This is a genomic window from Amycolatopsis saalfeldensis (genome assembly GCF_900110575.1).
Taxonomy (GTDB): domain Bacteria; phylum Actinomycetota; class Actinomycetes; order Mycobacteriales; family Pseudonocardiaceae; genus Amycolatopsis; species Amycolatopsis saalfeldensis.
The window spans coordinates 48,174-60,629 of the sequence record NZ_FOEF01000016.1 but is presented as its reverse complement, the minus strand read 5'-3'; the positions used below and the strand labels follow the sequence as shown (position 1 = coordinate 60,629).

Genomic DNA, 12,456 nt, shown 5'->3' with positions numbered 1-12,456 from the left:
ACCACGCGCGCGCAACGCGTAGAGTCGTTCTTCGCCCTGATGGGGCGATCGAGATTCTTCAAGGAGCGATGCGTGTCCGAACCCCGGGTCAGGCGGGCTGAGATCGCCGTGGAGCAGGCGCACGTGGACCGGGTGTACACCCAGCTCGCGGCGTTGAAGGCCCAGGCCGAGGCGATGCGCACCAAGGGCTACGAAATCGGGCAGGGCGCCCAGCGCGAGGCGATCTTCGAGCAGGCGTCGATGCTCTTCGAGCGCGACATGATGGTCCACCACGCGAACCAGACGCTGCAGACGCTGGACGCGGAGTACGAGGGCCTGGTCTTCGGCCGGCTCGACCACCGCGACGGCGAGCTGATCTACGTCGGCCGCCTCGGCATCCGCGACGCCGAGTTCGACAACCTCGTCACCGACTGGCGAGCCCCCGCGGCCGCGGCGTTCTACCAGGCGACCGCCGAGGAGCCGATGGACGTGGTGCGCCGCCGCGTGATCCGCTGCTCCGGGCCGAACGTGCTGGACGTGGACGACGACGTGCTGATCGCCGACGCCGTGCCCGAGGACATGCAGATCGTCGGCGAGGGCGCGCTGATGGCCGCGCTGGGCCGCTCGCGCGGCGAGAAGATGCGCGACATCGTCGCCACCATCCAGAAGGAGCAGGACGAGGTCATCCGCGCGCCGTGGCGCGGGGTCACCGAGATCACCGGCGGGCCGGGCACCGGCAAGACGGCCGTGGCGCTGCACCGCGCGGCGTACCTGCTCTACCGCCACCGCCGTCAGCTGGGCGGCGCCGGCGTGCTCGTGATCGGGCCGTCCGGGGTGTTCACCTCCTACATCTCGCGCGTGTTGCCGTCGATGGGCGAAACGAACGTGGAGCTGCGCGCGCTCGGCGAAGTGCTCGACGGGCTCGAGGCGACCCGCCAGGACAGCTCGCCGCTGGCCGCGGTGAAGGGCTCGCTGCGAATGCGGCGGGTGCTGCTGCGCGCGTTGCGCGACACCCCGCCGGAGGCGCCGGACGAGCTGCGGATCGTCTACCGCGGCGAGGTGCTGAAACTCACCGAGCGCGAGCTGGAGAAGGTACGGCGGAAGGCCCACACGCAGGGCGCGCCGCCGAACCGTTCGCGCGTGCGCGTCGCGGAGCTGCTGCTGGACGCGCTGGCCGCGAAGGCCGAGGGGTACGCGAAGGAGGACGGCCGTCAGATCGACCGCGCCGAGCTGATCACGGACCTCGGCGAGCGGATCGAGTTCCACCGTTTCCTGGTCGTCTGGTGGCCGGTGCTGTACCCGGCCCAGATCCTGAAGTGGCTGGGCAACGAGAAGCGGCTCGCGGCGGCGGCCAAGGGTGTGCTGAACCGCGGCGAGATCACCATGCTGGCGGCCGATCTCGCGGACCGCTCGCACGGCTGGTCGGTGGCCGACGTCGCGCTGCTCGACGAGCTGCGCGTGCTGATCGGCCCGGAGCCGAAGCGCCGCCGTCGCCAGACTGTGCTCGAAGCGGAGCCGGAGCGCCGCGGCAGCACCGGCACGACGCACCGCCCGGAGCACTACGACGAGTACTCGCACGTGGTCGTCGACGAGTCGCAGGACCTGTCGCCGATGCAGTGGCGCATGGTCGGCCGCCGCGGCAAGTACGCGAGCTGGACCGTGGTGGGCGACCCGGTGCAGAGCTCGTGGCCGGACCCGGACGAGGCCGCGGCCGCCCGTGACCAGGCTTTCGGCGCCAAAACGGCCCGGCGCCGCTACACGCTGCGCACGAACTACCGGAACTCCGCGGAGATCTTCGACCTGGCCGCGAAGGTCGTCATCGGCCACGCGGAGGCCGGCGAGCTGCCGCGCGCGGTGCGGACCACCGGCATCACGCCGGAGGTCCGCCCGGTCGAGCGCACCGGCATGGAGGCGGCGACGCAGGGCGCGGTGAAGGAGCTGCTCGGCTCCGTCGAGGGCACCGTGGGCGTGATCACGGCGATGGACCGCGTCGAGGAGGTCGCGTCCTGGTTCGCCGCCACCGCCGACGAACGCCTGAAGGTCGTCGGCAGCCTCGACTCCAAGGGCCTGGAGTACGACGCCGTGGTCCTGGTCGAGCCGATGGAGCTGGTCACGGAGTCCACCACCGGCCGCCGGGTGCTGTACGTGGCGCTGACCCGGGCCACCCAGCAGCTCATCGTGCTGGCCTCGGACCCGGACTGGCTGCCCTCGGCCTGATCGCCCGCCACCGGCGAAAAACGGAGGTTGCCTCGGGAAGGGAACAGGCCCCTCGCGCGTTACGCCGGATGTGAGTTCTCTGCCTGACGTCCCGCTGTCCGTGCTCGACCTCTCCCCCGTCTCGGAAGGGAGGGGGGTCGGCGACGCGCTGCGCAGCACCCTCGACCTCGCCCGGCACGCCGAGCGGCTGGGCTATCACCGTTATTGGCTCGCCGAGCACCACAACATGCCGGGCATCGCCAGCTCGGCCACCGTGGTGATGATCGGGCACGTGGCCGACGCCACCGAGACCATCCGCGTCGGCTCCGGCGGCATCATGCTGCCGAACCACGCGCCGCTCGTGGTGGCCGAGCAGTTCGGCACGCTGGAGGCGTTCCACCCCGGCCGGATCGACCTGGGCATCGGCCGCGCGCCGGGCACCGACCAGCGCACGGCACTGGCCCTGCGCGGGCCCGGCGGGCTGTCCGCGGAGAACTTCCCCGAGCAGCTGCTGGAGCTGAACGACTACTTCGAGCACGACCCGGCCCGCGGCGTCAACGCCGTGACCGCCGAGGGCAACAAGCCGTCGGTGTGGCTGCTCGGCTCGTCCGGCTTCAGCGCGCAGCTGGCCGGGCGCCTGGGCCTGCCGTTCTCCTTCGCGCACCACTTCGCCGCCGAGAACACGCTGCCCGCGGTGCAGCTCTACCGCGAGAACTTCCGGCCGTCCGAAGTGCTCGCCGAGCCGTACGTGATGCTCGGCGTCTCCGTCGTCGCGGCGGAGACCGACGAGCGCGCCCAGTTCCTCGCCGGCCCGAGCGGGCTGACCTTCCTCAGCCTGCGCCGCGGCCGTCCCATCGCGCTGCCGACGCCCGAGGAAGCCGCCGAGTACCCGTACACGGAGATGGACCGCGCGTTCCTCGCCGAGCGCTTCGGCTCCGGCATCATCGGCTCGCCCGAGACCGTCCGCAAGGGACTCGAGCAGTTGCTCGCCGACACCGCCGCGGACGAGCTGATGGTCACCACGATGGTCCACGGGCACGCCGACCGCGTCCGTTCCTACGAGATCGTGGCCGAACTCAAGAATTGACCCGCGGCAAAAAGATCCCGGTCCGGCCAGGGCCGGGATTTTTCTTTTCCACCTCTGACAACAAGATCAGCCACCTTTGTCAGAAAAGCACAAGAATTTCGCGGTTACCAGGCCGTGACCCCGTAACCAGCGACAAGTTCTTGTCTCCGAGCGGGCCCGTGGTTAGCGTACCGACCAGTAACGAAACCGCACGGTAACACCCGGAAAAGCATTTGACCGGCCGGTGAGTCCGCCATTCGGACCAGCCGGAAATGGCTCTCCCGGGTCGATTCACCGTGCCCGGGGAATGCTGGGAGGCGCGGATGGCGACACAGTTCCCGGGTGCCGCCGCGCTCCGGCAGACCGGGCGGCTCTACGCGCTCGCCCTCGACGTCGTCCGGCTGACCTTCCGCCGCCCGTTCCAGTTCCGGGAGCTGGTGCAGCAGTTCTGGTTCATCGCGAGCGTCTCGATCCTGCCGACGGCACTGGTCTCGATCCCGTTCGGCGCCGTGATCGCGCTCCACATCGGCTCGCTGACCACGCAGATCGGCGCGCAGTCGTTCACCGGCGCGGCCAGTGTGCTGGCGATCATCCAGCAGGCCAGCCCCATTGTCACCGCGCTGCTGATCGCCGGCGCCGGCGGGAGCGCGATGTGCGCCGACCTCGGTTCGCGCACCATCCGCGAGGAGATCGACGCGATGGAGGTGCTCGGCGTCTCGCCGATCCAGCGCCTGATCGTGCCGCGGGTGCTCGCCGCGATGGGCGTTTCGGTGTTCCTCAACGGCATGGTCAGCGTGGTCGGCGTGCTCGGCGGCTACTTCTTCAACGTGATCATGCAGGGCGGCACCCCGGGCGCGTACCTGGCGAGCTTCTCCGCGCTGGCCCAGCTGCCGGACCTGTGGATCAGCGAGATCAAGGCGTTGATCTTCGGTTTCGTCGCGGCCGTCGTCGCCTCCTATCGCGGCCTCAACCCCCGCGGCGGCCCGAAGGGCGTCGGCGACGCGGTGAACCAGTCCGTGGTCATCACCTTCCTGCTGCTGTTCGTGCTGAACCTGGTGCTGACGACCGTTTATCTGCAACTCGTGCCGCCCAAGGGGAGCTGAGCCGATGGCCACCAAGACCCCGCCCCGGGCCACGCGGGTGCTCGAAGCCGTCGACCGCCGCTTCGGCTTCCTCGACACGCTCGGCGACCAGATCCTGTTCTTCCTGCGCGCGCTGGGCTGGGTGCCGCGCACGGTGCGCCGCTACCTGCGCGAGGTCGTGCGGCTGCTGGCCGAGGTGAGCTTCGGCAGCGGCGCGCTCGCGGTGATCGGCGGCACGATCGGCGTGATGATCGGCATGACCGTCGCGACCGGGACAGTCGTGGGCCTTCAGGGTTACTCCGCGCTGAACCAGGTGGGCACGTCGGCGTTCGCGGGCTTCATCTCGGCCTACTTCAACACCCGCGAGATCGCCCCGCTGGTCGCCGGGCTCGCGCTTTCGGCGACGGTCGGCTGCGGTTTCACCGCGCAGCTGGGCGCCATGCGGATCTCCGAGGAGATCGACGCGCTCGAGGTGATGGGCATCCCGAGCGTGCCGTACCTGGTCACCACCCGCGTGATCGCCGGCTTCCTCGCGGTGATCCCGCTGTACGCGATCGGCCTGCTGTCCTCCTACCTCGCCTCCCGGCAGGTCACCGTGTGGGCGTTCGGCCAGTCCGCGGGCACCTACGACCACTACTTCCTGCTGTTCCTGCCGCCCGGCGACGTGCTGTGGTCGTTCGGCAAGGTGCTGGTGTTCAGCGTCGTGGTGGTGCTGGCGCACTGTTATTACGGCTTCCGCGCGAGTGGCGGCCCCGCCGGCGTCGGCGTCGCGGTGGGGCGCGCGGTGCGCACCGCGATCGTCGCGATCAGCGTGATCGACTTCTTCCTCAGCCTCGCCATCTGGGGCGCGACGACCACGGTCCAGGTGGCCGGATGAGCCGGCACGCGCGGCTGCGCAAAGCGGGCGTCCGGACCGCGGGAGTGCTGTTCCTGGCCGTGATGTCGGTGTTCGTGCTGATCACCATCAAGGTCTACGACAAGGACTTCGTCACGTCCGTGCCGGTCACGCTCAAGGCCGACCGCGTCGGCAACCAGCTGCGCGAAGGCGGCCAGGTGAAGGCGCGCGGGGTCGTCGTCGGTGAGATCCGCGGCGTGCGCGCGGTGGCCGGCGGCGCGGAGATCTCGCTCGCGCTCGAGCCGGACAAGGTGAGCCGGCTCCCGCGTGACGTCTCCGCGCTGCTGGTCCCGAAGACGCTATTCGGCGAGCGCTACGTCCAGCTGTCCATCCCGGCCGCGGACCGGACGCCGCCGCTGCGGTCCGGCGACGTCATCGCGCAGGACCACTCGGCCAACGCGATCGAGCTGGAACGCGTCTTCGACAATCTTTTACCCCTGCTCCAGGCCGTGCAGCCGCAGAAACTCGCCACCACGCTGACGGCCGTCTCCACCGCGTTGCAGGGCCGCGGCGCGCAGCTCGGGCAAACGCTGGCCCAGGCGTCGGACTACCTCAAGCAGTTCAACCCCGACCTGCCCCGGCTGGACCAGAACGTGCACGACCTCGCCACCGTTTCGAACCTGTACGGCGACATCGCGCCGGATCTGCTCGACGCGCTGTCCGCCTCCGCCACGACTCTCGGCACCGTCAACGAGAAGCGCGGCGACCTCGGCGCCCTGTACCAGCAGGTGACCGCTTCGTCCGGCGACATCACGACGTTCTTGCAGCACAACGGGAACAACATCATCTCGCTGTCCGCCGACAGCAGGCGGCCGCTGGAGATCGCGGCCGAGTACTCCCCCAGCTTCCCCTGCACGCTGCAGGCGCTGACCGACCTGAAGCCCGACATGAACAAGGTGCTCGGCGCCGGCACGAACCAGCCCGGCCTGCACGCGGAGATCTCGGTGACGCAATCGCGCGGCAAGTACGTGCCCGGCCAGGACGCCCCGGTGTACAACGCCACCGGCGGCCCCCGCTGTTACCCCAGCGGCGTCGTGCCGACCACCGGCACCGCGGCGGCCGCGCCCGGCACGCAGGCGCACCCACTGTTACCCGGCGCCGACGGCGACCTCGGCGTCGCGAATTCGCCGCAGGAGCAGGAATTGCTGGCCACGCTCGTCGCGCCGTCGATCGGCGTGCCCACCGCGCAGGTGCCCTCGTGGGGCAGCGTGCTCGTCGGCCCGCTCTACCGCGGCACGGAGGTGAAGCTCAAATGAGGAACCTCGCCGCGCCGCTGGTCAAGAGCCTGATCTTCATCCTGGTCACGGCCGTCGCCACGCTGGTGCTCGCGCTGTCGATCACCGGCGGCACCGTGGGCAGCGCCCAGGTCTACGGGGCCACCTTCCTGGACGCGACGGCGCTGAACGTCGGCGACGACGTGCGGATCTCCGGGGTCAAGGTGGGCCAGGTCGAGAGCCTGGAGATCACCGGCCGCAACCGCGCGCACGTCAGCTTTTCGCTGGAGCAGGGCCGCACGCTGCCGTCGAATGTCAGCGCGGTGATCAAGTACCGCAACATGGTCGGCCAGCGCTACATCGCGCTGGACCGGGGCGAGCCCGGCGCCGGTCCCTTGCCGCCGGGCGGCGAGATCCCGCTGTCGCGGACCACACCCGCGCTGGACCTGACCGACCTGTTCAACGGCTTCAAACCGTTGTTCCAAGCGCTTTCGCCGAAGGACGTCAACGATCTGTCCGGCGAGATCGTGCAGGTGCTGCAGGGCGAGGGCGGGACGGTCGACGACCTGCTCGCGCACACGGGCTCGCTGACCACCACGCTGGCCGACCGCGACCAGGTGATCGGCCGGGTGATCGACAACCTGAACTCGGTGCTGAAGACCGTCAACGGCAAGGGGGACGCACTCGCGACGCTCATCTCCACCCTGCGCCAGCTCGTCTCCGGCCTGGCCGGCGACCGCACCGCGATCGGTGACGCGATCGGCGGCATCGCCGACCTGTCCCAGTCCACCGCCGGCCTGTTCGAGCAGGCCCGGCCGGGGCTGAAGGACAGCATCTCCGGGCTCGGCACGCTGTCCCAGCACCTGAACACCGGACAGTCCGATGTGGACAATTTCCTGAACAAGCTGCCGCCGAAGCTCAACGACCTCGGCCGGATCGGCTCGTACGGCTCCTGGCTGAACTTCTACCTGTGCAGCGCCACGCTGCAGACCTCGCCGCCTCGCGGCGTTCCGGCGACCGCGGCGAGGTGTGGCGCGTGAAGTCCTTCCGCGAACGCAATCCCCTGACGCTGGGGGTGGCCGGCAGCGTCGCGCTGGCGGCCGTGCTGACCCTCACGCTGAACTGGAACAACCTGCCCGTCGTCGGTGGCGGCACCACCTACGAGGCCGAGTTCACCGAGGCCGCGGGACTGCAGCCGGACGACGAGGTGCGCATCGCCGGCATCAAGGTCGGCGCGGTGTCCAGCGTCGACCTGGCCGACGACCACGTGCTGGTGAGCTTCCAGGTGAAGGACGCCTGGATCGGCGACCGGACCTCGGCGCAGATCAAGATCAAGACCCTGCTGGGCCGCAAGTTCCTGGCGCTGAACCCGACCGGCGCCGGCGTCCAGGACCCGGACCAGCCGATCCCGCGCAGCCGCACCGTGACGCCCTTCGACGTCACCGACGCGTTCAACGGCCTCGCCGACACCGCGGGCGCCATCGACACCAAGCAGCTCGCGGACAGCTTCGCGACGATCAGCGACACGTTCAAGAACTCGCCCGAGCACGTCCGGACCGCGCTGGACGGCCTCAGCGCGCTGTCCAAGACAGTGTCCTCACGGGACAACAAGATCGCGGAACTGCTGGCGGGCGCCCGGAAGCTGACCACCACGCTGGCGAACTCCAACGACGACTTCGAAAAGCTCATCGGCGACGGCAACCTGCTGCTGACCGAGCTGAACAACCGGCGCGACGCCATCCACCAGCTGCTCGTGGGCGCGCAGCAGCTCTCCCAGCAGCTGAACGGGCTCGTCGCGGACAACAAGGACCAGCTCGGCCCCGCGTTGCAGCAGCTCGGGCAGGTCACCGACCTGCTGCAACGCCAGAACGACAACCTCGCGAAGAGCCTGCAGCTCGCCGGCCCGTACTTCCGCGTGGTGAACAACTCCGTGGGCAACGGCCGCTGGGTCGACAACTACCTGTGCGGCCTGATCCCGGAGAACCGCGACCCGTGCACGCCGCCGAAGGGAGGCGCCAAGTGACCACCACCCGGACAGGCCTGCGCATCAGCCGGTTCCTGACCTTCGCCGTCGTCCTCGTGCTCGTGCTCGCGGGCGTGCTGTGGTGGGTCTTCTCCGGATCCGGGCAGCACCACGTCACGGCGTACTTCTCCCGCGCCGTCGGTGTCTACAGTGGATCGGACGTGCGGGTGCTCGGCGTCAAGGTCGGCGAGGTCACCGCGGTCACGCCGCAGGGCGAGCAGGTGCGGGTCGACATGTCGGTCGACGCCGGGGTTGCGGTCGCCGCCGACACGCCCGCGGTGGTGGTGGCGCCGAGCGTGGTCGCCGACCGGTACGTCCAGCTGGCCAGGCTGGCGCGCGGCGGGCCGCGGCTGCCCGACGGCGCCGTGATCGGCCGGGACCGCACGGCCACGCCGGTGGAGCTGGACCAGCTCTACGCCAGCCTGAACACCCTCGCCACGGCGCTCGGCCCGAAGGGCGCGAACTCCGACGGCGCGCTGTCGGACCTGCTGCGCACCGGCGCGGCCAACCTCCAGGGCAACGGCACGGCGTTCAACAACTCCGTCCGCGACTTCGCCCAGCTGGCCCGCACGCTGGCGGGCAACTCCGACGACCTGTTCGGCACCGTCGACGAGCTGCAGAAGTTCACCAGCATGCTGGCCACCAACGACAGCCAGGTGTCCGACGTGAACCGGCAGCTCGCGGCGATCTCGGACACCCTCGCCGGCAACCGCGGCGAGCTGGCCGGCGCGCTGAACGGGCTCGGCAGCGCGCTGGCCGGGATCCAGGCCTTCATCCACGACAACCGGGCCGCGATCAAGTCCAATGTGGACAAGCTGGCCGGCACCACGCAGACGCTGGTGGACCAGCGCGCGTCACTGGCCGAGGTGCTCGACGACGCGCCGCTGGCCGCGACCAACGTGCTGAACGCGATCGACCCCGCCACGGGCACCCTCCAGGGCCGGACCGATCTGCTCGATTACACGCCCGGCCTGCCGTTGCCGGTGTCCGGCGAGGTCGTCTCCGGGGGCGGGCGATGAGGGCCCGGCCGCTGCTGACCGCGGTGACGGTGGCCTGCCTGGCGCTGGCCGGGTGCTCGTCGCCCGGCGGCTTCCACGGGGTGTACGACCTGCCGCTGCCCGGCGGCGCGGACCTCGGCGACCACCCGTACCAGGTCACCGTGCAGTTCGCCGACGTGCTGGACCTGGTGCCGCAGGCCGCGGTCAAGGTCGGCGACGTGCCGGTCGGCCGGGTCCAGTCCATCGGCCTCGGCGCCGACGGGTGGACCGCGCAAACCGTGCTGACGGTGAACGGGGACATCTCGCTGCCCGCGAACGCCGTCGCGCGGCTGCGCCAGTCGTCACTGCTGGGCGAGAAGTTCGTCGAGCTGGCGCCGCCGGACCAGGCGGCGTCCGGGCGGCTGGGCGACGGCGCCGTCATCCCGGTCTCGCGCACCAACCGGAACCCGGAGATCGAGGAGATCTTCGGCGCGCTTTCCCTGCTGCTCAACGGCGGCGGCATCGGGCAGCTCCAGACCATCGACCAGGAGCTGTCGAAGGTGATGAACGGCAACGAGGCCGAGATCCGCGGGTTCCTGTCCGGAGTGGACACCCTGATGTCCAACCTGGACGCCCACCGCGCGGACATCACCACCGCGCTCGACGGGCTCGACCACCTGTCGGCGTCGCTGGCGAACCGCGACAACCAGATCGCCGACGCGCTCACCGACCTCACCCCCGGGCTCAAGACGCTGACCGACCAGCGCGCGCAGCTGGTGGCCATGCTGGACTCGCTGAACCAGCTGTCCTCGGTGGCCACGAACGTCGTCGACCGGAGCCGGGACGACCTGGTCGCGGACCTGAACGCGCTCGCGCCGATCCTGCACCGGCTCGCCGACGCCGGGCAGAACCTGCCCAAGGCGCTGGAAATCCTGCCGACGTTCCCGTTCACCGACCCGGTGCTGGACGCGATCAAGGGCGACTACCTCAACGTCTACGCGTCGCTGATCCCCGCGCCCGGGGTGCCGCTGCCGCCGCCGGGCGAGGGCACGCCGCCGGGGCTGCCGACGCTGCCGCTGGGAGGCCAGTGATGCTGTCGACGAAGGCGCGGGTGCAGGTGCTGGTGTTCGTCGTGATCGCATTGGTGACGACGGCGTTCGTCGGCGCGAAGTACGCGGGCATCAGCCGGCTGTTCGGCATCGGCTCGTACACGGTGAAGCTGGAGCTGTCCGACGGCGGCGGCATCTTCACCAACGGCGAGGTGACCTACCGCGGCGTCCCGGTCGGGCGGGTCGGGCCGCTGCGGCTGACCGACTCGGGCATGGAGGCCGACCTGCTGCTCGATTCGTCGGCACCGCCGATCCCGGTGAACTCCCAGGCGGTGGTGGCGAACCGGTCGGCCGTCGGCGAGCAGTACGTCGACCTGCAGCCGCGCACCGGCGACGGGCCGTACCTGGCGGCGGGTTCGGTGATCCCGCGCGAATCGACCACGCTGCCGTTGCCGGTGCAGACGTTCCTGACCAACCTCGACGACCTGACGGCGTCGGTGCCGACCGGCGACCTGCGCACGGTCGTCGACGAGCTGGACAACGCGTTGCAGAACTCGGGCCCGGACCTGCAGCTGCTGATGGACACGGCGTCTTCGTTCACGAAGTCGGCCTCGGACAACCTGCCGCAGACCCACAGTCTGATCGACAACGGCGCCACGGTGCTGCGCACGCAGGCCGATTCTTCGGACGAGTGGCGGGACTTCAGCCGCAACGCGCACCTGTTCGCCGACCAGCTGAAGACCTCCGACGGCGACCTGCGCCGCCTGATCGCGGCCGCGCCGCCCGCCGCCACGGAGATTTCGGGCCTGCTGAAGGACACCGACCCCGGGCTGCCCGTGCTGCTCGCGAACCTGCTCACGACGTCGCAAGTGTTCAGCGCCCGCACCGACGGCCTGGAGCAACTGCTGGTCACCACGCCGAAGGCGGTGGCGGCGACGTCCGCGGCCATCACCCCGGGCAGCGGGAAGGTCTCGCTGGCGCTGACGTTCTTCGATCCCCCGCCGTGCCGCACCGGTTACGGGAGCACGCCGGTCCGCAGCAGCGCTGTCACTTCGCCGCTGCCGTTCAACACCGCGGCGGCGTGCACGCTGCCCGCCGGCTCCGCGACGTCGGTGCGGGGCTCGCAGAACGCGCCCCACCCGGGCCTGCCGCCGGTCGCCGTCCCAGGCGGCGCCGCCGGCCTGACCGACCTGACGCGCTTCGACGGCCAGCCCACGTCCACCGATCTCGAGGAGATGCTGTGGCTGCGCAACGGAAACTGACGGCGGTCGTGGAACTCGAAGCGCCCGCTTCCACGGTGACCTCGCCGGAGTCCGACCACGCTCCGGCCGATGAAACGTCAGCCGCCGCGCCGACGCTCGCCGAGCCAGACCTCGATCCGCCCTCCTCCGCGCCCCGGAAACGGTCTTGGGTCCCCCGCCGAAAGCCGGTCTGGGCGGCGGCGGTGGCGCTCGCGGCGGCCGCGGTGTTCGCGGGCTGGTCGGGCTACTCGTGGTACTCGGCGTCCCATTCGACGTCCACCACCTACGGCCAGACCCGCGACGAGGCGCTGGCCACCGGCCGCACCCTGGTCGCCACCCTGAACACCCTCGACTACCACCAGGTGGACGCCGGCCTGTCCCGCTGGCTCGACGCGTCCACCGGCCCCCTCCACGACCAGCTGGCCCGCACCACCCCCCAGACGAAACAGGCGCTGGCCGCCGGCGCCACCGTCGCGACCGGCAAGGTCCTCGACGCGGGACTGTCCGAACTGGACACTCACGCGGGCACGGCGAAACTGATCGCGTCGGTCGAAGTCACCGTCGCGAAGGCGGGCGCCGCCCCGGCCACCCGCCGCAACCGCTACGCCGCCACGCTGACCCGCACCGCGTCCGGCTGGAAGCTCAGCACCCTCGACCAACTGGCGGTGACGTCGTCATGAGCACCCCTTCCTCCGGGTCTTCCCCCACACCGTCACCCGGCGGCTCGGCCACGC

The 12,456-nt window shown here is 70.7% G+C and carries 11 protein-coding genes; all 11 read left to right on the top strand.

Annotated elements, in window-relative coordinates:
- Nucleotides 1-72: 72 nt before the first annotated feature.
- The 11 genes from BMY97_RS30345 (at nt 73) to BMY97_RS30295 (ending at nt 12,402) form a co-directional block, all read left to right on the top strand.
- A complete protein-coding gene (locus tag BMY97_RS30345) occupies nt 73-2,196 on the top strand; it encodes a HelD family protein (protein WP_091623326.1) in 2,124 nt (707 codons plus the stop codon).
- A gap of 70 nt (nt 2,197-2,266) precedes the next feature.
- Nucleotides 2,267-3,262 carry an LLM class flavin-dependent oxidoreductase gene (locus tag BMY97_RS30340; RefSeq protein ID WP_177231610.1) on the top strand — a complete coding sequence of 332 codons (996 nt, stop codon included), beginning with the start codon at nt 2,267-2,269 and terminating at the stop codon, nt 3,260-3,262.
- A 302-nt stretch (nt 3,263-3,564) separates the two neighbouring features.
- Nucleotides 3,565-4,344 carry an MlaE family ABC transporter permease gene (locus BMY97_RS30335; protein WP_091623324.1) on the top strand — a complete coding sequence of 260 codons (780 nt, stop codon included), beginning with the start codon at nt 3,565-3,567 and terminating at the stop codon, nt 4,342-4,344.
- A 4-nt stretch (nt 4,345-4,348) separates the two neighbouring features.
- A complete protein-coding gene (locus BMY97_RS30330) occupies nt 4,349-5,200 on the top strand; it encodes an MlaE family ABC transporter permease (protein WP_091623321.1) in 852 nt (283 codons plus the stop codon).
- Nucleotides 5,197-6,474, top strand: coding sequence for an MCE family protein (locus tag BMY97_RS30325; protein ID WP_091623318.1), 1,278 nt, complete (start codon nt 5,197-5,199; stop codon nt 6,472-6,474). The genes BMY97_RS30330 and BMY97_RS30325 overlap by 4 nt, the downstream gene beginning before the upstream one ends.
- Nucleotides 6,471-7,472 (top strand): MCE family protein, encoded by a 1,002-nt coding sequence (locus BMY97_RS30320; RefSeq protein WP_091623315.1) that lies wholly within the window; start codon nt 6,471-6,473, stop codon nt 7,470-7,472. The genes BMY97_RS30325 and BMY97_RS30320 overlap by 4 nt, the downstream gene beginning before the upstream one ends.
- Nucleotides 7,469-8,455 (top strand): MCE family protein, encoded by a 987-nt coding sequence (locus BMY97_RS30315; protein WP_091623724.1) that lies wholly within the window; start codon nt 7,469-7,471, stop codon nt 8,453-8,455. The genes BMY97_RS30320 and BMY97_RS30315 overlap by 4 nt, the downstream gene beginning before the upstream one ends.
- Nucleotides 8,452-9,474, top strand: a complete 1,023-nt coding sequence (locus BMY97_RS30310; RefSeq protein ID WP_218156917.1) for an MCE family protein — start codon at nt 8,452-8,454, stop codon at nt 9,472-9,474. Before BMY97_RS30315 ends, BMY97_RS30310 begins: the two co-directional genes overlap by 4 nt.
- A complete protein-coding gene (locus tag BMY97_RS30305; RefSeq protein WP_091623310.1) occupies nt 9,471-10,523 on the top strand; it encodes an MCE family protein in 1,053 nt (350 codons plus the stop codon). Before BMY97_RS30310 ends, BMY97_RS30305 begins: the two co-directional genes overlap by 4 nt.
- The gene (locus BMY97_RS30300; protein WP_091623308.1) at nt 10,523-11,743 is read left to right on the top strand and encodes an MCE family protein; all 1,221 of its coding nucleotides are present in this window, start codon (nt 10,523-10,525) and stop codon (nt 11,741-11,743) included. Before BMY97_RS30305 ends, BMY97_RS30300 begins: the two co-directional genes overlap by 1 nt.
- Nucleotides 11,722-12,402, top strand: a complete 681-nt coding sequence (locus BMY97_RS30295) for a hypothetical protein (protein WP_245787583.1) — start codon at nt 11,722-11,724, stop codon at nt 12,400-12,402. The genes BMY97_RS30300 and BMY97_RS30295 overlap by 22 nt, the downstream gene beginning before the upstream one ends.
- Nucleotides 12,403-12,456: the final 54 nt, after the last annotated feature.

Excerpts from the sequence above, each read along its gene's own strand:
- BMY97_RS30335 (WP_091623324.1), top strand. The coding sequence starts at position 3,565 with ATGGCGACACAGTTCCCGGGTGCCGCCGCGCTCCGGCAGACCGGGCGG.
- BMY97_RS30330 (WP_091623321.1), top strand. The coding sequence starts at position 4,349 with ATGGCCACCAAGACCCCGCCCCGGGCCACGCGGGTGCTCGAAGCCGTC.
- BMY97_RS30325 (WP_091623318.1), top strand. The coding sequence starts at position 5,197 with ATGAGCCGGCACGCGCGGCTGCGCAAAGCGGGCGTCCGGACCGCGGGA.
- BMY97_RS30320 (WP_091623315.1), top strand. The coding sequence starts at position 6,471 with ATGAGGAACCTCGCCGCGCCGCTGGTCAAGAGCCTGATCTTCATCCTG.
- BMY97_RS30305 (WP_091623310.1), top strand. The coding sequence starts at position 9,471 with ATGAGGGCCCGGCCGCTGCTGACCGCGGTGACGGTGGCCTGCCTGGCG.
- BMY97_RS30300 (WP_091623308.1), top strand. The coding sequence starts at position 10,523 with ATGCTGTCGACGAAGGCGCGGGTGCAGGTGCTGGTGTTCGTCGTGATC.